Raw genomic sequence first — 21,221 nt, forward strand, 5'->3', positions numbered from 1 at the left:
AAAATAATTTTCACTTACGATAGGCTTTCAAAACTGCGGATAGACGGTCAGAATTTAAATTTTCCCATAAAAATATGGCAAAAAATTAACTTTTGCAATAAAGGTAAGATAAATTTCGACAAATTTCAACATTCTTCTCTATAAGGAATATGAGGCATAAATGAACTGATTTTAATATCAAAATAACGTTCTATATCGTTTTTTAAATTTCCTTCTAGTAAGCTTAGCTCGTTTACAAGATATTGGTGGGCAAAAACATTATAAACCTCAGCTTCTGGCCAGCTAGTGTTCAATCGTGCTAACTGATGAAAAGGAATCATTTCCAAAATAGCTCCTTCATCATACTCAATTGAAAAATAATAAAATGCCGCTTGTTGATTTTTCAACCATTTTTTTTGCCATTTCGCCAATGCTTTATAAAATTCAAAGGCAGGTAAATCTGCTTGGAAATATAATTGATTGTTAATCTTTATTGTAAAAAAAATATCTATCGACAGAATTTTTGCAGTGTCACGTTTATCGCTTGCTGTTATTTCATTGGGAGAGCATGTGAAATGGTATGTAAAATGTAAGGTATTGGTCCAATATTTTTCCAATATTTATCTCCTTCAAACTGTTTTCCTTAAGCATATCCTATTTCTTTTTATATGTGTAAAGGGGACCTAAAAAGGGGTAAATAAACTATAACTTACCTTTTGTAAGATATTTTCGTTTTGTATATCTTCTATGATATAATTTAGACAACTCAGTTAACTTTTGAGAAAGGGAGGGGTCGCATGAAGACATTTAAGCTAGTTTCCATGCAGGTTTGGGATGAGGATGAGTTAGTAGATGTCGAATTGGAGGACGGACTCATTATTAATAAAGAGGATGAGAATAGTCGGTGGCTACTCGAGGCCTTTATTGATAAAAAGCACCTTTCCTTCTTTTCCAATCTCCGCAAAAAAGAAATCGATGTACCGCTACAAGTAGTAATTACGAAAAAAGATAATGATCCAGCACATTTCATTACTAAAATTGCATCCATTAATGAATTTGAAGAACATATGAGTGTCCTTTTCTTAGGGAGCATTCGTCATAAAAGAAATGAATTCGCAGAGATATTACTTAGTGACCTCGTTTCTAAAGGGTTAAGTGGCGAAAAACTTCTTGCTGAATTTAAAGGCCAAATGAAAAGAGCACAAAGATTGACGAGTAATAAAAAATAAGGAAAAGCTAATATATGCTTTCTCCGAGGATCTCCACCCGATTTTTCGAGATGTTCATACTCGTAATATTCGCGTGGATATCTTTAAACTTTAATGAGGCTCCGATTGTTTAATCGGAACCTCTTTTTTATTTACATATTATCTTTGTTTTCTTCGTCCGCAGGTGCATCTTCATTTAAATTTTCATCTGTATTATTGTCATCTTCAAGCATACCATCATCATCATTGTTTAGATCGTCTTGATCATTATTATTAATGTCATTTCCATCCTCTAATTCTGCTGGCTCTTCAATATTATCATTATCTTCTGGCGGTGGCTCTTGCTCATTGTTTGCTCCACAACCAACAAGCATTGTCGCCGCTAAAGCAGATGCAGACAGTAATTTTAACAGCTTTGTATTCATGGGTAAAACTCCCTTCCAATTTCAAAAATTTTTGACCTCTATTGTGGTCTTTTGTTATCGTTCCCGAAAACCTGAACAAAATTTCAAATTGATTGATTGTAAAATTTTCCGCCTGTGATAGTGCCTTGCAGAGAAAAAAAGAAGTAATGCCCTATATAAAGCGGGCATTACTTCTTTTGATGTTATGTTATTTCAATGCAAACATCATTTCTGTTTCACAAACTAGTTCGCCGTCGACGGTTGCAACACCTTTTCCTTTACCAATCGGGCCCTTCACACGAGTCATTTCGACCTCTAATCGCAGCTGATCGCCCGGCTTCACTTGTTTTTTAAATCGACATTTATCAATCCCAGTGAAAAAAGCGAGCTTTCCTTTATTTTCTTCTTTTTTCAGCATCGCCACTCCGCCTACTTGTGCTAATGCTTCCACAATTAAAACACCAGGCATGACGGGGTAATCAGGAAAATGGCCATTAAAGAATTCTTCATTAGCCGTAACATTTTTAATGCCAATAGCTCTTTGACCTTCTTCCACTTCAAGGATTTTATCTACTAATAAAAAGGGATAACGATGAGGAATAATTTCTTTTATTTCATTAATATCAAGCATTTTTAGTACCTCCTACTAATAATAGGTATAATATTAATTATTATTGTACTAAAAAAAAGCCCAAATGCAAAGATAAAACAATTTCATTTTCAAATTCTTAAAATAAGTCAAAACAAAAAGGAGGCATATACATGCGCTCCCCATTCTTCAGTTCTCTTTATTAACCAAATCAATCATATGCATCCACGTTTCTTTTTTAAAAATATCTGTTGCCTGGCCATCACCAAGCACACTATATCCGAACGCTGCACCCGCGATGATACAAATGGCAAGTAAAACTAGCACAATAATAATTCGTAGCCAGATCGGTATAAGTCGCACTCTAATTCGGTTCACTGTGGTTTTATCTTCACGTGTAGTAGTTGAATTATGTTGCGCTTTTTGTTTAGTTATTCTTGTTGACGAATCTTGCTCGTTATTAAGTGACATCGTTTTCTTCCCCTTTAACGAATTCCATTAATGAGGCCCATCATTTGATCAGCCATCGTTATTGAACGTGATTGAAATTGGTATGAACGTTGTGTGTTCATTAGGTCGGTCATTTCCTTTGAAAGGTCGACATTTGATTGTTCTAGGACACCTTGTGATAGTGAAATATCGCCACTGAACTGCCCAGCTAAATCAGTATAAATATCAATGCCATCCATTTCAGCCTCTGCAGGCAAGCTTAACATATTTTCACCGATTTGTGTTAAATATTGTGGTTTATGTACGACCGTAATCCCAAGATTTACCGTTTCAATGCCTCCATTAGCAGTATGAGCTTGGAGTCTGCCTTGCTCCAATAATGTAAACTGGTTTACATCTGAAGAAAAAGTAATGGGTTCATTATTCTGTCCTAAAACGGCATCACCATTCCCAGTTACAAGCATCACTTCATTATTCCCTGACGGCGTAAGATGGAAAGAGCCGTCTCTGGTATAACGGATTTCAGCACCGTTTTCGGTTTGTTGAAGAATGCGGAAGTATTGACCTTCTCCTGTTAAAGCGAAGTCTAATGCCCGATCAGTTGATTTTAGACTGCCTTGTGTGCTCACTAGCTTAGCTTGGGCAAGTTTAGCCCCTACACCTTGTCTAACGCCTTCTGGAGTCATTCTCTGTACGCCCATTAGTTCTTCAGCAGGTTGATTATTAAATTGTTGAACGAGAAGTTCACCAAAAGACGCTTCTCTTCTTTTAAAACCTGTAGTATCGACATTCGCCATATTATTGGCGTGTATATCCATTTGCTTTTGTAATTGTGATAAGGTGTTTGTTGCTGTAATCATTACACGGTTCATTTCATCGCCTCCTTATAACTTCCTGGTTGTTATCCAAGACGGCCAACTTCGTTTACTGCTTTCTCCATACTGCGGTCGTATGCTTGTAACACTTTTTGGTTGGCTTCAAACGTACGATAGCTTGCCATCATATCTGTCATCGTTCTTGAGGTATCAACATTGGAACGTTCTAAGAAACCTTGGTGGATACGAAAGGCTACATTACCGTAACCATTTTGCAAAGCAGTATTATCTTCCGTAGCGAAGAGTCCATCTCCTTGTTTTAGAAGATTCTCTGTTGTTTCCGCATAAGCTACGCCAATTCGTGTGGTATTTCCAGCTGCATTTGTTAAATACCCTTCATCATTAACGGTAAATGATTCACTACCTGGTTGGATTCTGTTCCCGTTTGTATCTAAGACGTATAAACCACTTGCTGAAGTCAAATACCCTTGGCTATCTAATGTAAAATTACCATTGCGTGTATATTTTGTATTCCCATCTTCACCAGCAACAGTAAAGAACAATGCACTACCGTCCGGAAGATTACCATTTTCAAGCGATAAGTCTGTAGCCAGACCTGTTTCATTCAAATCACCCTGGGTATATAAAGGCATTGCTTCTTGTAAATATACACCTGTACTAATACTTCCAACTGTTTCGTTAACTGGTATACGAAATCCGTTTTCAGTAGGGATATTTTGACTATCTATTCTTTGCAGTAACATATCAGAGAAACTGCTAATTGCTGTTTGATCTGCTTTAAAACCAGGTGTATTTGCATTGGCCATATTGTTAGCTAACATTTCCGTTCTTCTTTGCTGCGTTAACATACCTGATGCTGCAGTGTAAAACCCTCTAAACATATCGGTCACTCCCGTATATTATCGTCTCCCTTTTATATCGGAAAGGCTGCATAATTAATTAACATTATTTACTTAGAGGTAAATGCATTCCTCTTCAACGAAAAGGCTGGCCTATAGGAGAATCATTAGGTCAGCCTTAATCATTTGTTAACTTAATTTTTTCCGTGGTAAACGATCAATGTTATCAAGCATAATTCCAGTTCCAATTGCGACACAGTCCATCGGATTTTCAGCAATGAGAACAGGTACTTTTAATTCTTCAGCAAGAAGCATATCGATACCATGAAGCAATGCTCCTCCACCAGTCAGAATAACGCCACGATCAATAATATCTGCTGATAGTTCAGGTGGTGTCCGCTCTAAAACGCTTTTTGCAGCTTGAACAATCACGTCTACAGGCTCTTTTAAAGCTTGTTCGATTTCTTTTGAATGAACAGTAATTGTGCGAGGTAATCCAGAAACCATATCACGTCCACGAATTTCCATGCTCTCATTTCTAGAGTCAGGGAATACTGTTGCAATAGAAGTTTTAATATCTTCAGCCGTACGCTCACCAATTAAAAGCTTATACTCCTTTTTAATGTATTGGAGAATTTCATTGTCAAATTTATCACCGGCCATTTTAATTGAAGAAGATGTAACAATATCACCCATAGATAGAACAGCCACATCCGTTGTTCCTCCACCAATATCTACGACCATATTACCACTTGGTTGGAAAATATCCATTCCCGCACCAATTGCAGCAACTTTCGGTTCTTCTTCAAGATAGACTTTCTTACCGCCACTTTTTTCTGCGGCTTCTCTAATCGCTTTTTGCTCGACGCTCGTTACATTTGTAGGGCAACAAATAAGAATACGTGGTTTAGATAGAAAGCCCTTTACATTTAATTTGTTAATAAAGTGCTTAAGCATCGCTTCAGTTACATCAAAGTCAGCAATAACACCATCTTTTAGCGGGCGAATAGCAATAATATTTCCAGGCGTTCTCCCCACCATACGGCGTGCTTCTTCACCAACAGCTAGTACTCTATTCGTGTTTTTATCAATGGCTACAACAGAAGGTTCGTTTAATACGATCCCTCTTCCTTTTACGTGTATCAGTACATTTGCCGTACCTAAGTCAATTCCAATATCTCTTGCAAACATTGTTCCTAACTTCCTCCTCGCAACTAAATCTTCTTCTCATTTTTACAGTTCAAATGGCTTAATAGGCATGTAAAATGCCTTTTGTGTTTTTTGCTTATGTAAGCAATCTATCATTGATTTTTCGTTTCCGCACGAATATTTCCCCATACAAAAGCCTTTCTCAAGCAACCTGAGAAAAGAGTTGTTTTATGTATATTCTAGGGCTTCCACGTTAACAAAAGCACATATCAAGTTCATTATATCCTAGTTAATTATTTTAGCACATCTCTAGGAGAATAAATAACTATTTGTCAAAATATATTGTGACTTTTTAAGGAGAAATTGTCGAATTGGTTGATTCTTGGGATAAAAGCTGGTGAGAAACTTTGAAGTAATAAAGGAGTGATGGATAAACGGGCAGATGGTGGTTGTATCTTACCTCCCTCTGCCCGCTTCATACATTATTTGATGGGTTCTTCTTCAAGCTCTTCTTTTTTATACTTTAACTTTGTTGCTTCTCCCCCTCGCAAATGACGAATGGACTTATGATAATCTAATATTTCTTTTACTTCATTAGCAAGGTCAGGATTTATTTCAGGCAATCTTTCTGTAAGATCTTTATGGACTGTACTTTTGGATACGCCAAACTCCTTCGCAATTACGCGAACCGTTTTTCTCGTCTCCACGATATACTTCCCAATCTTGATGGTTCTCTCTTTGATGTAATCGTGCACACTACTCGCCCTCCCTAAATTGGATGTGAGAAGTGTGAAATGAGACTCGTTTTTACTTTGTCTTATAGTGTGTTTTTTACTAGTTGTTAAAAGAGTAGCAGGTAAACCTGCCGAGCAGTAGCTAAACATATCCTAGAGATTATACAGCTATTACTAAACAAACGACCCCTCACCTCAAACATTCTCTTTGTAAGGTTTGTAACAGTTTATTAGCTTGGATTAAAATATATGCACAAAAAACACAAGTAGGACAAGTAGCTGTATGTTTTTTTCATTTTAAGCAATCTTTTTCAAGAAGACATTCTCTATAAAACATGGTTGTTATTTATTACCTGCGACTTATGACTTAAAAAAGGGTGATTAGACCTGATTATAAATTCTTATTTTTCGACAAGTTTCGCAAACCCTTTTTCTTACTCTATATTACAAAAGAGCATTTTTAGTTCTAATCACTCAATTAAATGTATTTAAGCAACCAATGAAAAGTGATAAAAGTCCATACATAAATTCCAAATACCCAATTCTTTATAATGAACAAGAGATTCTTTATTCCTATTGTTGTTTAATCCATCCCTGACTTACACTAAAAATCGAGCCAATAGATAAAACATGGTTATATAACAATTATTTTCCAATTGAAGGGTGATTTATTTTGACAGTGTTAAAGCCACGGAAAGAGAGAATCTTTGAAGCGAGACAAAGAAGGATGAAAATAAGAAGAATGAAATTAACAGGCATCTTGGCTGCTACAGTCATTATTCTTGCTGTCATTTTCAGCTTGAATGAGCAATCATCAGAAGCCGCTACTTATAAAGTTAAAAAAAATGATACACTCTATCGTATTGCCAAAAAACATAATCTTTCTGTCGAAGAATTAAAAATACATAACCAACTTGTAGACAATTATATTACTGTAGGGCAAACGCTAGACATTCCATATCCTACAAACTATCAAGGTTTATCAGGTGAACCATTTATACATATTGTCGCTCCTGGGGAAACATTATGGAGAATTGCCGGTAGATACGGACTAAGCGTTGAAGAATTAAAAACACTCAACAACCTTAAGGATAATCATATTAACGCTTTTCAGCCATTAACCATCATTGATGAAATGTATACATCGCAAGCTAAACTTATTGGAGCTGCAGATGATCGTGTGCTCGAATTCCAAGCCGATGAAGAGTTCTTCACTTTACTGGCACCTCTACAGTCTGCTTCTAGACTTCAAGCATTTACTGGTCAAGATTTATTCATTACATATAAAAAAAATTCATTACTATCAATACATTCTACTCAAACACCATAAGAAATAAAAAGGGAAATATTCACGAATGAATATTTCCCGAGAAATGTCGAAACTTTTCCATTTTTGTCTCAACATTATTTATGATTCTTGTGAATCCGAAGAAGTATCAGCGTCTGTTTCATCTTCATTGCTTGCACCATCATCTTCTGATTGGCCTTCATCACTTGGCGCAGCATCTGATTCATCATCAGCACTTTCCGTTGAACCTTCTTGGGCTGCATCTTCAGCAGGTGTACTCTCTTCAGCTATTTCAGCTTTTTCCAATTGACTTAACGTTTTACCAACAAACTCTTCTGGGTTTACAGCTACACCATCTTTACGGATTTCAAAATGTACGTGCTCTCCAGCTTCTTGGTTAATTTGGCTTTGACCAGATTGAGCAATTGTATCTCCTTGCTCCACTACACTACCTTCTTTTACTTTCATATCAGTAATGGATTGGTAGCGTGTCACAATTCCTTCAGCATGCTGAATTTCAACGACATTACCTAGTGTTGCATCTTCTTCCACCTTAGTAACTGTTCCACTTAATGCTGCACGAACTTCAAATGTTTTCCCATCTTCCATAACAATGTCAATACCTGCATTTGGTTGGTATGTGTTATTGTAGAATACCAAAGCTTCTTCTTGAGCCGCTTCCTCACCATGTACATCATAGAATTTAGTTTGGATTACTGCTCCGTCCGCTTTTTCTACCGGTAGCACAAAGTTCTCCATTGCATTATTTACTTCAACTGCATCCTCATTACCTTTGCCAGTAAGATCTGTCTCACCGTAATCGAATCCATCTGTGTCTGAAGCATTTTCATTGCTGTTTTGGAACCATAGAACGCCACTAAGTATGAGTGCTGCACTCGCGATGTAAATTGCTGGATAAGCCCAACGTTTCTTCATAAACTTTTTAAAACTAGAATCTTGAGAAGTCTTTTTTTCTTCCTCTCTCATTTTTCATCACCTCTGGCATCAGTTTGAACAGATTCCAGAAGATATATACATCATCTAAAAATTTTTTTGGATTTATTTTTTACTAACTCGATTTTTATATACATGTTTTATCAAAATAATTATTTTCTGAATACTTAAGTACTAAGAGATCTACATTCAAACAGAAAACAAACAGCCCCGATTGAAGCTGTTTGTTTAAACTTACTTTTGTGCAGTTAATTTTGCCACCATCGTATCAGATTCACTTATTTCGATTCCTTTATAATAATAAGAAACGATTTCTTTATATGATTTACCTTCTTTCGCCATACCGTTTGCACCATACTGACTCATGCCAACCCCATGTCCATATCCTTTTGTTTGTATATTAATCTGATCGCCATTTCTCTTCAGGGTAAAGTCAGTTGATTGCAATCCTAATTTCATTCTAACATCTGTTCCTTTAATCATGGTTCCATTAATATTTACTTTCCCTATTCGATTACCATCTGTTTTCTCAACAATTTTAGCAACAGTTTGACCCGAAGGTACTTTCACATCTAATTTTTTTTCAAATTCGGACACAGGGATAGAGATTTGATCAGCAAATTTTGGTGTATCAATGTCCCAGGGGCTTTTGACACTTTTTAAATACGGGGTCGCATTAGCCCAAACATTTTCTGCATTTTCCGTATAGCCATTACTTGTTGAAAAGAACGCTGCTGTTATAGGATTACCATCATAGGTAAGAATTTGCCCACTTGTTTCTTGAACTGCTTGCGTAATTTTCTCGATTTTCCAATCATAATCGGACTTCCATATTTTCTTGAGCTCTTCTTTGTTTTTAAAAACTTGATCATCAGTGGAATCAGTAATCATTGCACCATCTGGTAATGAACCCTCATCTGCCAGTAGATGCTGCATTGTATACGTTCGCGCTGCTAATGCTTGTGCCTTCAACGCCTCTAGCTCAAACTCAGCAGGCATCTCAGAAGCAACAACCCCAATAAGATAGTCTTCAAAAGCAAAGGTTTCCACTTTGTTGGCATCGGTACGGTAAACAGCCACATCAACTGCAGGTTCCATCGAGGTGAAAGGTGTTGCCTCCCCCTTCTTCTTCTCCGCAGTTACAGTCTCTCGATTCTCTTGCTTCTCATCATTTCCCAAAGGAAGAACTACTAGTAAGGCTGGAATAATTAATACAAGTGTAAAGAGTAATGCTGATAGTACGATGAATGGTTTGAATTTTGTCATATGCTAGCCTCCATCAAGATTCACGTCTCATTCAATCATATGGTCGAAATAGAGCCATTATGACAAAATCCCACTATTGAATTTCTCTAGTAAAGTAGCTATTTCTTGTGTAATGGCAGAGATAGAGAACCGAGTGAAAATGGAGTTAGGGCTAATTGCGAGAGCTAAATGTTCACCTTCACTATGGTAATGAATAGTTTTGAGTCCACAACCAAATCATAGATAGAGTCCTACAACACCTAAAAAAAATTGTGGATGAACCTTTGTCCTTTTTGCCCTCAATCACATCTCGATGGTTATGTGACTTCATTTGTGCGCATTTCCTGTTTGCCCAACATCTCATCAGTTTTATATACTCTGTGCACCCATTCCCTAATATAACTTGGCTTTTTTGATCTCACATATATGTACATCTACATTTTCATCCTTAGCTAAAAAAAACCACCAATCTCTAAAAAGATTAGTGGTTCGCCATTTTTATGCATTCAAATCAGTAATGATGGTTTGTTCAGTTGTAGACATATCTTCGTCTGCTTCAGTCACACGTTCAATGTCTGCACCTAAGCTCGCTAGTTTCTTATGGAAATCGACATAGCCACGGTCAAGATGTTTTAATTCTGTTACACGTGTTATGCCGTCTGCTACAAGTCCTGTTAAGATGAGAGCAGCTGCAGCACGTAAATCGGTTGCGGCAACTTCTGCACCTTGTAGGTTGGATGGTCCTTCCATAATAACAGAGCGACCTTCGATTTTCACATCTGCATTCATGCGACGGAATTCTTCCACATGCATGAAGCGGTTTTCAAATACAGTCTCCGTAATAACACTTGTGCCTTTGGCATGAAGCAATAGTGCCATCATTTGAGATTGCATATCTGTTGGAAAACCTGGGTGAGGCATCGTTTTAATATCGACAGCTTTAAGTTCTGACGGGCCGATGACGCGAACCCCTTCTTCCTCTTCGATAAACTGAACGCCCATTTCTTCCATTTTTGCTATTAAAGATGTTGCATGTTCTGGTACAGCGCCTTTGACAAGAACATCGCCGCCTGTAATGGCTGCTGCTACCATAAATGTACCTGCTTCAATTCGGTCTGGAATAATATGATGCTCAGCACCAAATAATACATCCACACCTTCAATACGAATCGTTCCTGTTCCAGCACCACGAACTTTTGCACCCATTTTATTAAGGAAGTTCGCAAGGTCCACAATTTCTGGCTCTTTTGCTACATTTTCTAGAATCGTTGTACCCTTTGCTAATGTAGCAGCCATCATAATATTTTCTGTTGCGCCTACGCTAGGAAAATCAAGATATATTTTCGCACCATGCAGTTTTCCTTCTGGAGCTTCTGCTTCAATAAAACCGTTGCCAACCTTAACTGTTGCACCCATTGCTTCAAAACCCTTTAAATGTTGATCTATCGGGCGTGAACCAATCGCACAGCCGCCTGGCAATGCTACTCTTGCTCTTCCATTTCTCGCTAATAGTGAACCCATGACTAAAACAGATGCACGCATTTTTCGAACATATTCAAATGGTGCTTCTACTTTTAACTCTCTAGATGCATCAACAGTTACTGTATTGTTATCAAACCCCACTTCGGCGTTTAAAAAACGTAATACTTCATTAATTGTATATACATCGGAGAGAGTTGGGACATCACGAATTACGCTTTTTCCATCACTTGCTAACAATGTTGCAGCGATTACCGGTAAAACAGCATTTTTTGCGCCTTCTACTTTAACTGTGCCACTTAACCGATTTCCGCCGCGGACGATGATTTTTTCCAAAGTGTATTCCCCTCCGCGTCCATTTTCTCTATATTAATATTCAATCGTTATGATGGGTGTGCCGATAACAATAGTTGTCTTAGCGCCCAACCCTTCTTTTCTTAAGCCAATTTGTAAATTCATATCTTTGCCATCCGTTGTAACAGACTCTTTGAACATAGGTGAATATGCCGATGTCGAAATAAATTGCTCTTCTTCTAACGCTTCTATTTCTTTCGCATTAAATGTGGACAATAATCCGTTCATTTGTTCAAGCATAGACTCCCTCATATTACCATCATAATGACCAATGATACAAGAGAAAATATTGGGTTTTTTAGTAAAAATGTCAGACATCTGACTTTTCATATAGTTCCCCATATTTTCCTGGATACTGCCTTCGTAGCCAGCACCTTTCGCCTCATAAATGACATACGTTTGTACATTGTTTTTTGTGTCGGTTGAAAGTATTTTTATCGTTTCAGTCAGATCATTTTTTTTAAGCGTTCCTATGACTTCATATCTTTCTTGAGATTCCTTTTGGACAGACCATTTCCAGTCCGTAAAACTCTTTTTCATCTCTTTAGTATATGCTTTTACTTCTGCAAAGGTTTGTAGTGTTTCCAAGTTTTCCCTTGCATGAACTGACCATTCTTGAATCAAAATATTCTCGTCCTGTACAGTTTGAGCGATTTGTATTAGTGAAAGCTCTTCTACAGATGCTGCATCCGAATGATTGCCGAAAATAATCCAAACTAACCCGACAATTCCCATTATAGAAAATATAAATGAATACTTCTTCATTAAACTCCCTCCCTTACTACCATTGTTACCAAAGGAGAGATCGGCATACTTGGGAATTATCGTCACATTTTGACATCCACTAGTTGAGTGAATATTAAGTCAGATTATATGTATAGTTTTAAGAAAATTTATAGCAACATCATGCATTGTACTCAAACTTTGAGCAAATGAAAACATGTACGAAGACCTATATTTAAGGTCTATTTTTTGACAAATGGATTATTGCAAAATAAATGGAAGTTGTTGAGACCAAAGAAGATAATCAAGCACAAAGTTACCGACAATCGATCCAAGTGCGATCGATAACAATACATATAATACCCTTGCTTGCAAAACATGGTTCGCCTTGATCCACGTATCAATTTTAATCGCTTGCAAAGCATACCAAGCTACAGCAATAAATATTAAATGTACAATAATACTAACCAATGCCTGTTGGCCAAATCCAGAGATCACATGACCCACTCCTTCAATCAAAAACTACACCATTTATTTTAACTCAAATCACCTTCAGAAAGATAGCACACACCCTCTTAACAATTGACGTTTTTGTTTCAGTTTTCGTTTCACCTAAATTTATTTTTCCATAATTTACTTTACTTTAAGCTCTTTGCTTTCCATAAATAAAAAAGAAGAAGGAGCTCTCCCTTCTTCTATACCCGTTTCTACTGTAAGAAATCATAAAATGATAAAAAATTTTGATGGAGGAAATCATAAGCTAATTGTGGAAAAACGCCTAGTAATACTGTCATCATCACGCAAATACTTATGATAATGCCATTCAACTTCTTCCCACTCATTTGAAAATTATGATTCGCTTCTCGGAAAAAAGCGTAAATAATCAACTTAAAATAATATATATAAGATATCACCGTAGTGGCGATTAGGATAACAGCTAATAGATAATGCGTTGGTTCTGTGCTTAATGCGCCTAGAAAAATATTCAGTTTGCCAATAAACCCTGATGTTCCTGGTATCCCCGCTAACCCTAGCATAGTAAGTGCGAGTGCAACAGCTAAAAGGGGAGCACGTTTGGAAAGCCCAGACAATTGCTTTAGCTCTTCAATATTCATTAATTGTAACAAGGAAAAAACAGCGATTGTCATAAATAAATAGGCCGTTAAATAAAACCAAATCGTCTCTACCATAAAGGCGGAGAAAGCCGTTACCGCAACTAATAAATATCCCGCATGTGCAATGCTTGAATAGGCAAGCATCCGCTTAACCTTCGTTTGCCTTAGTGCCACTAAATTCCCCCATATCATCGTCACGGCAGCAAGAACGGCTAAAAAGTTTTGCAGCGCCATTAATAAAGAAGAATTGTTACTCATATCCGGAATATGATAAAAAACCGTGATGAACATTCGAATGATTAAAATAAACCCTGCTGCTTTTGAAATAATACTCAAAAAAGCGGTAACTGGTATCGGCGCTCCTTCATAAACATCTGGTGTCCACATATGAAAAGGTGCTGCAGCGATTTTAAATGCTAAACCAACTAAAATCATCAGAAAAGCTAGTGCTAATAAAAATAGATGTTGAGTATTCGTTAACTCTTGAAGCCTACCCGCCATTTCTAAAATATTGGTTGTCCCAGCAACCCCATATAAATAACTCATACCGAACAAGGTAATAGCTGTGGCAATTCCACCATTAATGACATATTTCATTGCTGACTCGTTTGAAGGGAGATGCTTCTTTCTTATTCCTACTAATATATAGGATGATAAGGTCATTAGCTCTAAACCTACAAAAAGAGTAATTAAATCAGCGCTTGAGGACATAATCATCGCACCAAGTAATGCCACTAAAAATAAATAGAAAAACTCTCCCCTGAACTCCGTTAATTCTTCTTTCGGTTCATATGAAATAGCTAACAACAACACAAAGCCGGCAGCAACTAATAACACTAATTTAAAAGCAATCGCAAAGGAATCTAATCGGAAGGTGTCATAGAGAATCGCAAAAGGTGTGTCCCCTATGAGTGTAAGTAAAAAGATTAAAGCTGCAACGATACTTCCTACACCAAGCCAACCGAGCCATTTCCGATGAAACGACCTCGGTAGAAATAAATCTAGGAGGGATAGTAGAGTAGCTGTACCAAGAATAATGAATTCTGGAACCATCGCATGCCAACTAAATGATAATAATGTATCAAGATCCATTTTTATTTCACCCCCCTAATCCAATGATGATTGATTTTAAAGTTGAACCGATAATATCTGGATAAACACCAATACCAACAATACATAAAAGCAAAATAATTGCTGGCCAAATCTCTAATGACGTCATATCTCTTACCCTTTTCGCCTTCTCTTGTTGGCCAAAAGTAATCCCTAGCACTGCTCGTAATATATATACAGCCGTCAATATAATGCCTAAACATGCGATAACTGCAAGCACTGGCCATTCTTGAAATAGACCCAGGAACACGAGAAATTCCGCGACAAACCCTGACATACCGGGTAAACCTAATGAGGCGAGACCTGCTACTAACAAAAAACCTGAAGCGATTGGCATTGTTTTCGCTAGCCCATTTAAATCATCCATGGAACTAGATTGATATCTCTCGTAAAAGATACCGATAAGATAGAAGAACAAGGCGGCAATTAACCCATGTGAGACCACTTGAAACATCGCTCCTTGTATCCCCGCTTCATTTAATGCAGCCAATCCGATAAGTACGATACCCATATGCGAAATCGATGAGTAAGCTAAAATTTTTCTCAGTTCTTGTTGGGATAATGCTAAAAACGCACCATAAAGCAAGTTGATTACACCAAGTATCGCCAGCCATAAAGTGAGCGATTGAAACTGGTTAGGAAAGAAGCCTAAACCAAAATGGATGAGACCATAGGCGCCAATTTTCAACAGTACACCCGCATGAAGCATGACAATTGCTGCTGGCGCTTCAGCATGAACCTTAACCATCCAGCTGTGAAACGGCCAAATAGGAAGCTTAATCCCAAAGGCAATGAATAAGGCAAGCAGCAAGCCCGTTTTCTCTTTTGATGAAAAAACCGTTCCATCATCTGCACTTAAAATAGACATTAAGGCCTCGATATTCGCCGTACCTGTTTTAGCAAACAATACCATGATGACAACTAAAAGGATTGCTGACCCAATCCCGTTATAAATGAGCAAAGAGAAGGCTGTTCGTTCTTTTTCATATAGCCCCCATTTGCCTATTAAAAAGAAGGTTGCCACTAAAGTCACTTCAAAAAAGATAAAGAATAATACTAAGTTCTCAGCAGCAAACACCCCGAGCATGCCAACTTCTAATAATAGAAATAGCATGTAATAACCTTTCCACCCTGCTTTGATCTGAAATGAAGCAAAGGCGGCTAACGTAGAGAGTAAGGCAGTTAATAACAATAGAATAAGAGAAAAACCGTCTACTCCTAATTCATAATCAATACTGTATAATTTGCCAAAGACTTCGGGATTACCAAATTGCATCCAACTTAATTTCCCAGAAAAACTAACTAACTCTACACCCATCTTAGATGAGATAATTAAGTAGATTGATAGAAAAAGAGAAGGAAGGGTACTAAGTGTAGCGACTGTTTTAATCGTTTTCTCCTTCGTTTTTGCAACCAGTGTTAATAATAAGACACCGAGAAGGGGCGCAAATACAATAATGCTCAATATAAACGGGAATCCCACTATAAGCCACCTCCTGTCACTGCAAACACTACGATCAGAATGGCTAACCCAACAAAAGCAACCGTTCCATACAATTGAGTCTGCCCATTTTGAAACTTTGAACCAATCATGCTCAACTGTTTAATGGTGATGGTTACAAGAGAAATGAGACCTTCAATTAAATAAACCTCCACGAAATGTAGAACTTGACTTACAAAGCGGCTACCTTTAACAAAGATATACTGATACACTTCATCGATATAATATTTATTTACTACAAGCTGATACGTATAAGGAGCTCTTGATGTAAACCAATCTCTGGAAATAACTTTCTTACTATACATCAACCAAGCAAGCAAGATACCTAAGAATGCTACAATCGTGGCTACAATCATCACCCAAAGCGGACCATCGAGATGACCATGCACATTTGCAACTATCCCCGTTGTTAACCAATCTCCTAAAAATGTTCCGAACCAAGGGGTTTGTATATAACCAGCAACAATCGCTAACAACGCAAGAACCAGCATGGGAACGGTCATCCAATTGGATGAATCTTTTACCATTGAATGCTCTTTCTTTTCTTCTCCACCAAATACTAAGAAAAATAAGCGGAACATGTAAAATGCAGTGAAGAAAGCAGCAATGATTGCAAGTGTGAATAATAAGTAATGACCACTCACCCAGGCAGACACTAATATTTCTTCTTTACTAAAAAAGCCTGATAATAAAGGTACTCCGCTAATCGCCATTGTCCCAATTAGAAAAAACGGTGCAGTCCATTTCATCTTCTTCCATAAGCCACCCATTTTCTCAATATCTTGGGTATGAACAGCATGAATGACACTACCAGCTGCTAAAAACAATAGTGCCTTAAAAAAGGCGTGTGTTGTTAAATGGAATACACCGGCCACGTAACCTCCCACCCCTAATGCAAGCATCATATAACCTAGCTGACTTACAGTAGAATACGCTAAAGCTCTTTTAATATCTTTTTGGGTCATCCCAATCGTTGCAGCAAAAATGGCGGTAAATCCACCAACAATAGCTATGGTAAGCATGGCCACCTCACTGAAGGCGAATAACGGATAAAGTGCTGCTACAAGGTAAACACCAGCTGCTACCATTGTGGCAGCATGAATTAATGCCGATACAGGCGTGGGTCCTTCCATCGCATCAGGTAACCACGAATGCAACGGGAACTGACCAGACTTCCCAACGGCTCCGATAAAGATAAGAATAGCTGTTAAGGTAGCCATCGTTTCTGATAGACCACCCGCTGAGATAGCAGCAAAAATCTCATCATACTCAAAGCTCCCTACTTGCCAAAAGAGAAGAATCATACCAATGAGAAGGCCGATATCACCAATTCTCGTCATGATAAATGCTTTCTTGGCAGCTACTTTTGCCTCTTCTTTATAAAAATAAAAACCAATCAATAGAAATGAGCCAACGCCCACAAGCTCCCAGAATATATATGTTTGTAATAGATTAGGAGAAAGAACAAGTCCAAGCATCGCAAAGGTGAATAATCCTAAGTATGAGAAAAATACTGTTATGCGCTCATCTCCCTCCATGTATGCCTTTGAATACATATGTACGAGGAAGCTAACAAGCGAGACAATAACAAGCATAAGGGCATTTAATTGATTGACCTCAAAACCTGCAGTCAATTGAGTCTCCCCTATGGTTAGCCATATGAACTCTACCTTTACATTTTCCTGCGTGAAACGCGCAAATAAAACCAGTAAAGCACATATAAAACTAACTAAGGAAAGAATTACTGCGAAATCAATTTGCCCTCTCCGCCACTTCCTTCCAAAAATAAGTAGCACTAAGAAGGAGAAAAGCGGAAAAAGCGGTATGATCCATGCAATCTCCATCATTTCTTCATGTCCCCTTTTATTCATACGAATGACGTATGTTCATTCAAGTTAATTTTTCAAAGAGTTGTAATCATCTACATTGACGGATTTACGATTTCGATAGATAGCTATGAGGATAGCGAGCCCGACTGCCGCCTCAGCCGCAGCAACTGCAATGGCAAAAAGGGCAAATATTTGGCCATCTATTGAAGGCATCATGCCATACTTACTAAAAGCAACGAGGTTAATATTAACCGCATTTAACATTAATTCAATGGCAATAAGTACAATGACAGTATTCTTCTTCGTTAATGCCCCGTATAATCCGATACAAAAGAGGATAATGGCTAGTGTTAAATAGGCAGATAACGGCACACTACTCACGTTCTTCCCCCTCCTCATCATCCCGTTTCGCTAACACTATCGCACCAATAAGGGCGACGAGTAAAATAACCGAAGTTAATTCAAAAGGAATAATATATTTCGAATAAAGGGCAATCCCTATTTGCTCTGTATTATTTTCATGCAATGAAGTGGATGGTTCCCCTAGTTCAAGTTGGTATATACCTAAGTAAAAGACGAGCCCGAACCCAAGGATGGCTAGAAAGATGAGAAATTTTCTAAAGCCTCCTCCACTCGTCTCGCTCTTGTCATTATGACGCGTTAACATAATGCCAAAAAGCATCATAATTGTGATCGCACCTGAATAGATAAGGATTTGGACTACTGCAATAAATTCTGCAGAAAGCATGACGTAAATGCCAGCAATACTAATGAAAGTAAAGACGAGAGCGACGACCATATGAACAACCTTTGTTAAGTTGATCATCATGATCCCACCGCCTATAGCGATGAGTGATAAAACAATAAATATGAAAAACTCGCCGCTCATGCCTTATTCTCCTTTCGTAATTGGGTATCATTTTCATCCAACCACACAAGATCTTTAAATAATTCATCACGACTATATTCTGCGAGTTCAAAATGATTTGTCATAATGATTGCCTCAGTAGGACAAACTTCCGTACATAAGTCACATAGTATACAAATTTCGAAATTTATATCATACGTATCAATAATTTTCCCCCGCTTACTTGAATCGGGATGCTTTTTCCCCGTGAGTGTAATGCAATCTGTCGGACATATATTGGCACATTGATTACAGACGATGCATTTTTCTGGATAAAATTTTTGAATTCCCCTAAAGCGATCGGGAAGTGGTAAGGGTTCATTAGGATAATCATAGGTTAGTTTCTTGCGCGTCATATTTTTCAACGTGTATTTCAATCCTTTTGCTAATCCAAACATACCTTTGTCACCCCTTTTAAAATAGATTGATCCATTCTTTTAATAATGCAGTGAGGAAGATATTCGCGATTGCTACTGGCAATAATACCTTCCAGCCGAACTCCATTAGTTGGTCGGCACGTATCCTTGGGAAAGTAACACGGAACCAAATAAGCAGAAAGATAACAACCATAAATTTAAGTGCAAACCAAACGGCTCCCGGTATAAACCCTAAATAGGGTAATGGTAGCCAACCACCTAAAAAGACGACAGTTATTAACGCTGACATTGCGAACATATACACATACTCAGCTAACATAAAGAACGCCCAACGAAAACCGGTATACTCAACAAAATAACCTGCAACAAGTTCCGACTCCGCTTCAGCCAAATCAAACGGCACCCGATTCAATTCAGCTACTGCTGCAATAAAGAAGACGATAAAGGCAATCGGTTGCCAAAGAATATACCAGCCATTTTCTTGCGCTAACACAATATCATTTAAGTTCATACTTCCTGTCAGAAGAATGACACCAATGACCGACATAACTAGTGGAATTTCATATGATATCATCTGTGCGGCTGCCCTCATTGCCCCCATTAATGCATATTTATTATTAGAAGCCCACCCTGCGGTCACAACTCCGACAGTCGTAATACCCGAGACAGCAATATAATAAAGCAAACCAACACCGATATCAGCGAATTGAAATCGATCAGTGAATGGAATGATTGCTAAAACCATAAAAGCAGGTGTAAAAGCAATTAACGGTGCAAGAATAAATAATGGTTTGTCTGCTGCCCGCGGAATGGCATCTTCCTTAATCAGTAGCTTCAAGACATCCGCAACTGTTTGTAATAGTCCCCATCTTCCTCCTACTTGGTTAGGCCCATGCCGCAATTGCATAAAGCCCATAACCTTTCTTTCTGCTAAAATGGCATAAGTGACAAACCCTAGAACAATAAATAACAGCAGAACCGTTAATGCAAAATAAATGAAGAAATGGAGCCATGTCGCTTCAGAAGTTAATAATCCCTCAATCATTATCCGTCCACCTCCCCAAGCACGATATCAATTGCGCCAAGGATCGCGATTAAATTAGCCATATTCTGACCAACTAGTAACTTCGGTAAGATTTGCAGATTATAAAAAGACGGCCGCCTAAATTTCAGACGATATGGCTCTTTCTTACCTTCACTGGCAATATAACAACCGATTTCTCCTCGAGGAGACTCGATGCGTACAAACGTTTCTCCTTTAGGCGGTTTAATGACCTTAGGAACCTTACCCATGACCTCACCTGTTTCAGGGAATTGCTCCACCGCTTGCTCAAGTATCCGTAAACTTTGTTCTATTTCCTGGATACGCACTTGGTACCTTCCCCATGCATCACCTGTATCAGCTGTACATATTTCAAAAGAAAACCGGTCGTAAATGGAATAAGGTTCACTTTTCCGTAAATCCCAAGCAAGCCCAGTACAACGTAAATTGGCTCCGCTTAAGGAATAGTCCATTGCCTCTTCTTTTGTGTATTGACCGATACCCTTTACACGATTAAGGAAAATTTCATTGCCGCTTACGAGATCTCCGTAACCCGCTAACTGCTCTCTCATGTAAGGAATAAACGCCTTCACTTTTTCTATCCAACCGTCTGGTGCATCCCATTTCACTCCGCCTACTCTCATATAATTAAATGTTAGGCGGCCACCTGAGATTTCATTTAACAAATTGATGATCATTTCTCTTTCTCTAAAAGCGTATAAAAATGGACTTGTCGCCCCTAAATCAAGCAAATATGTACCCCACCAAACAAGATGACTAGCAATTCTACCGAGTTCCATCGTGATGATGCGAAGGTATTCCGCTCGTTCAGGAATGTCTAGCTCCATCATCGTTTCAACTGCGTGGCAAAGCACATAATTATTTGTCATCGCGGCCAAGTAATCTAAGCGATCTGTATAGGGAATGATTTGTGTATATTGCAGATTTTCAGCTATTTTTTCTGTTCCTCTATGGAGATAACCGATGACTGGTTTGGCATCAATAATCATTTCTCCATCTATTTTGATAACAAGACGAAAAACGCCATGTGTACTGGGATGCTGTGGTCCTACATTCAATAGCATCTCTTCTGTTCTGATCATTGCCTT

At 38.0% G+C, this 21,221-nt stretch carries 23 protein-coding genes; 2 read left to right on the plus strand and 21 right to left on the minus strand.

What is annotated here, in order from left to right; all coding sequences use genetic code 11:
• Window positions 1–125: 125 nt before the first annotated feature.
• Window positions 126–596 (minus strand): DUF7878 domain-containing protein, encoded by a 471-nt coding sequence (locus tag MHI57_RS13400; RefSeq protein ID WP_340976804.1) that lies wholly within the window; start codon window positions 594–596, stop codon window positions 126–128.
• Window positions 597–776: 180 nt separating this feature from the next.
• Here MHI57_RS13400 and MHI57_RS13405 point away from each other — a divergent pair, with 180 nt between their 5' ends.
• Window positions 777–1,208 carry a YwpF-like family protein gene (locus MHI57_RS13405; protein WP_095371620.1) on the plus strand — a complete coding sequence of 144 codons (432 nt, stop codon included), beginning with the start codon at window positions 777–779 and terminating at the stop codon, window positions 1,206–1,208.
• Between the two features lie 131 nt (window positions 1,209–1,339).
• Here MHI57_RS13405 and MHI57_RS13410 read toward each other — a convergent pair whose 3' ends face one another.
• From MHI57_RS13410 to spoIIID, 7 genes are all read right to left on the minus strand, one after another.
• Window positions 1,340–1,612, minus strand: a complete 273-nt coding sequence (locus MHI57_RS13410) for a hypothetical protein (protein ID WP_095371619.1) — start codon at window positions 1,610–1,612, stop codon at window positions 1,340–1,342.
• Window positions 1,613–1,799: 187 nt separating this feature from the next.
• A complete protein-coding gene (gene fabZ, locus MHI57_RS13415) occupies window positions 1,800–2,222 on the minus strand; it encodes a 3-hydroxyacyl-ACP dehydratase FabZ (RefSeq protein WP_095371618.1) in 423 nt (140 codons plus the stop codon).
• A gap of 147 nt (window positions 2,223–2,369) precedes the next feature.
• Window positions 2,370–2,651, minus strand: a complete 282-nt coding sequence (locus MHI57_RS13420; protein ID WP_095371617.1) for a DNA-directed RNA polymerase subunit beta — start codon at window positions 2,649–2,651, stop codon at window positions 2,370–2,372.
• A 14-nt stretch (window positions 2,652–2,665) separates the two neighbouring features.
• Window positions 2,666–3,502 carry a flagellar hook-basal body protein gene (locus MHI57_RS13425; RefSeq protein ID WP_307318227.1) on the minus strand — a complete coding sequence of 279 codons (837 nt, stop codon included), beginning with the start codon at window positions 3,500–3,502 and terminating at the stop codon, window positions 2,666–2,668.
• 29 nt (window positions 3,503–3,531) lie between these two features.
• Window positions 3,532–4,347: a flagellar hook-basal body protein gene (locus tag MHI57_RS13430; protein ID WP_095371615.1), complete on the minus strand. Its 816-nt coding sequence runs from the start codon at window positions 4,345–4,347 to the stop codon at window positions 3,532–3,534.
• Window positions 4,348–4,494: 147 nt separating this feature from the next.
• The gene (locus MHI57_RS13435; protein WP_095371614.1) at window positions 4,495–5,496 is read right to left on the minus strand and encodes a rod shape-determining protein; all 1,002 of its coding nucleotides are present in this window, start codon (window positions 5,494–5,496) and stop codon (window positions 4,495–4,497) included.
• A gap of 440 nt (window positions 5,497–5,936) precedes the next feature.
• On the minus strand, window positions 5,937–6,209 hold the full coding sequence (gene spoIIID, locus MHI57_RS13440; RefSeq protein ID WP_095371613.1) for a sporulation transcriptional regulator SpoIIID: 273 nt from the start codon (window positions 6,207–6,209) through the stop codon (window positions 5,937–5,939).
• Between the two features lie 652 nt (window positions 6,210–6,861).
• Between spoIIID and MHI57_RS13445 the strand changes: the two genes are divergently transcribed.
• Window positions 6,862–7,518, plus strand: coding sequence for a LysM peptidoglycan-binding domain-containing protein (locus tag MHI57_RS13445; RefSeq protein ID WP_412728608.1), 657 nt, complete (start codon window positions 6,862–6,864; stop codon window positions 7,516–7,518).
• 78 nt (window positions 7,519–7,596) lie between these two features.
• Here MHI57_RS13445 and MHI57_RS13450 read toward each other — a convergent pair whose 3' ends face one another.
• The 13 genes from MHI57_RS13450 to MHI57_RS13510 all read right to left on the minus strand — a co-directional run bounded on the left by MHI57_RS13450 (window position 7,597) and on the right by MHI57_RS13510 (window position 21,215).
• Window positions 7,597–8,463, minus strand: coding sequence for a M23 family metallopeptidase (locus MHI57_RS13450; RefSeq protein ID WP_095371611.1), 867 nt, complete (start codon window positions 8,461–8,463; stop codon window positions 7,597–7,599).
• Window positions 8,464–8,664: 201 nt separating this feature from the next.
• A complete protein-coding gene (gene spoIID / locus MHI57_RS13455) occupies window positions 8,665–9,696 on the minus strand; it encodes a stage II sporulation protein D (RefSeq protein ID WP_095371610.1) in 1,032 nt (343 codons plus the stop codon).
• Between the two features lie 477 nt (window positions 9,697–10,173).
• Window positions 10,174–11,490 carry a UDP-N-acetylglucosamine 1-carboxyvinyltransferase gene (murA, locus tag MHI57_RS13460; RefSeq protein ID WP_095371609.1) on the minus strand — a complete coding sequence of 439 codons (1,317 nt, stop codon included), beginning with the start codon at window positions 11,488–11,490 and terminating at the stop codon, window positions 10,174–10,176.
• A gap of 33 nt (window positions 11,491–11,523) precedes the next feature.
• Window positions 11,524–12,273, minus strand: coding sequence for a YwmB family TATA-box binding protein (locus MHI57_RS13465; protein WP_095371608.1), 750 nt, complete (start codon window positions 12,271–12,273; stop codon window positions 11,524–11,526).
• Window positions 12,274–12,492: 219 nt separating this feature from the next.
• The gene (locus MHI57_RS13470; protein WP_095371607.1) at window positions 12,493–12,729 is read right to left on the minus strand and encodes a DUF1146 family protein; all 237 of its coding nucleotides are present in this window, start codon (window positions 12,727–12,729) and stop codon (window positions 12,493–12,495) included.
• A gap of 209 nt (window positions 12,730–12,938) precedes the next feature.
• Window positions 12,939–14,438 (minus strand): NADH-quinone oxidoreductase subunit NuoN, encoded by a 1,500-nt coding sequence (gene nuoN, locus MHI57_RS13475; protein WP_340976815.1) that lies wholly within the window; start codon window positions 14,436–14,438, stop codon window positions 12,939–12,941.
• A gap of 7 nt (window positions 14,439–14,445) precedes the next feature.
• Window positions 14,446–15,939 (minus strand): complex I subunit 4 family protein, encoded by a 1,494-nt coding sequence (locus MHI57_RS13480; protein ID WP_307318218.1) that lies wholly within the window; start codon window positions 15,937–15,939, stop codon window positions 14,446–14,448.
• Complete coding sequence (gene nuoL / locus MHI57_RS13485; protein ID WP_340976817.1) at window positions 15,939–17,804, minus strand: NADH-quinone oxidoreductase subunit L; 1,866 nt, start codon at window positions 17,802–17,804, stop codon at window positions 15,939–15,941. The genes MHI57_RS13480 and nuoL overlap by 1 nt, the downstream gene beginning before the upstream one ends.
• Window positions 17,805–17,852: 48 nt before the next feature.
• A complete protein-coding gene (nuoK, locus tag MHI57_RS13490; RefSeq protein ID WP_095371603.1) occupies window positions 17,853–18,167 on the minus strand; it encodes an NADH-quinone oxidoreductase subunit NuoK in 315 nt (104 codons plus the stop codon).
• Entirely contained in the window at window positions 18,160–18,675 is a 516-nt protein-coding gene (locus MHI57_RS13495) for an NADH-quinone oxidoreductase subunit J (RefSeq protein WP_095371602.1), read from the minus strand. The genes nuoK and MHI57_RS13495 overlap by 8 nt, the downstream gene beginning before the upstream one ends.
• On the minus strand, window positions 18,672–19,091 hold the full coding sequence (nuoI, locus tag MHI57_RS13500) for an NADH-quinone oxidoreductase subunit NuoI (protein ID WP_095371601.1): 420 nt from the start codon (window positions 19,089–19,091) through the stop codon (window positions 18,672–18,674). The genes MHI57_RS13495 and nuoI overlap by 4 nt, the downstream gene beginning before the upstream one ends.
• Window positions 19,092–19,107: 16 nt before the next feature.
• Window positions 19,108–20,115 carry an NADH-quinone oxidoreductase subunit NuoH gene (nuoH, locus tag MHI57_RS13505; protein ID WP_095371600.1) on the minus strand — a complete coding sequence of 336 codons (1,008 nt, stop codon included), beginning with the start codon at window positions 20,113–20,115 and terminating at the stop codon, window positions 19,108–19,110.
• The gene (locus MHI57_RS13510) at window positions 20,115–21,215 is read right to left on the minus strand and encodes an NADH-quinone oxidoreductase subunit D (RefSeq protein ID WP_340976822.1); all 1,101 of its coding nucleotides are present in this window, start codon (window positions 21,213–21,215) and stop codon (window positions 20,115–20,117) included. The genes nuoH and MHI57_RS13510 overlap by 1 nt, the downstream gene beginning before the upstream one ends.
• Window positions 21,216–21,221: the final 6 nt, after the last annotated feature.

Source organism: Cytobacillus sp. FSL K6-0129 (genome assembly GCF_038007625.1).
In the GTDB taxonomy this organism is placed as follows: Bacteria; Bacillota; Bacilli; order Bacillales; family Cytobacillaceae; genus Cytobacillus; species Cytobacillus kochii.

Excerpts from the sequence above, each read along its gene's own strand:
- MHI57_RS13405 (WP_095371620.1), top strand. The coding sequence starts at position 777 with ATGAAGACATTTAAGCTAGTTTCCATGCAGGTTTGGGATGAGGATGAG.
- MHI57_RS13410 (WP_095371619.1), bottom strand. The coding sequence starts at position 1,612 with ATGAATACAAAGCTGTTAAAATTACTGTCTGCATCTGCTTTAGCGGCG.
- fabZ (WP_095371618.1), bottom strand. The coding sequence starts at position 2,222 with ATGCTTGATATTAATGAAATAAAAGAAATTATTCCTCATCGTTATCCC.
- MHI57_RS13420 (WP_095371617.1), bottom strand. The coding sequence starts at position 2,651 with ATGTCACTTAATAACGAGCAAGATTCGTCAACAAGAATAACTAAACAA.
- MHI57_RS13425 (WP_307318227.1), bottom strand. The coding sequence starts at position 3,502 with ATGAACCGTGTAATGATTACAGCAACAAACACCTTATCACAATTACAA.
- MHI57_RS13430 (WP_095371615.1), bottom strand. The coding sequence starts at position 4,347 with ATGTTTAGAGGGTTTTACACTGCAGCATCAGGTATGTTAACGCAGCAA.
- MHI57_RS13435 (WP_095371614.1), bottom strand. The coding sequence starts at position 5,496 with ATGTTTGCAAGAGATATTGGAATTGACTTAGGTACGGCAAATGTACTG.
- MHI57_RS13450 (WP_095371611.1), bottom strand. The coding sequence starts at position 8,463 with ATGAGAGAGGAAGAAAAAAAGACTTCTCAAGATTCTAGTTTTAAAAAG.
- spoIID (WP_095371610.1), bottom strand. The coding sequence starts at position 9,696 with ATGACAAAATTCAAACCATTCATCGTACTATCAGCATTACTCTTTACA.
- MHI57_RS13465 (WP_095371608.1), bottom strand. The coding sequence starts at position 12,273 with ATGAAGAAGTATTCATTTATATTTTCTATAATGGGAATTGTCGGGTTA.
- nuoN (WP_340976815.1), bottom strand. The coding sequence starts at position 14,438 with ATGGATCTTGATACATTATTATCATTTAGTTGGCATGCGATGGTTCCA.
- nuoL (WP_340976817.1), bottom strand. The coding sequence starts at position 17,804 with ATGATGGAGATTGCATGGATCATACCGCTTTTTCCGCTTTTCTCCTTC.
- MHI57_RS13495 (WP_095371602.1), bottom strand. The coding sequence starts at position 18,675 with ATGAGCGGCGAGTTTTTCATATTTATTGTTTTATCACTCATCGCTATA.
- nuoI (WP_095371601.1), bottom strand. The coding sequence starts at position 19,091 with ATGTTTGGATTAGCAAAAGGATTGAAATACACGTTGAAAAATATGACG.
- nuoH (WP_095371600.1), bottom strand. The coding sequence starts at position 20,115 with ATGATTGAGGGATTATTAACTTCTGAAGCGACATGGCTCCATTTCTTC.
- MHI57_RS13510 (WP_340976822.1), bottom strand. The coding sequence starts at position 21,215 with ATGATCAGAACAGAAGAGATGCTATTGAATGTAGGACCACAGCATCCC.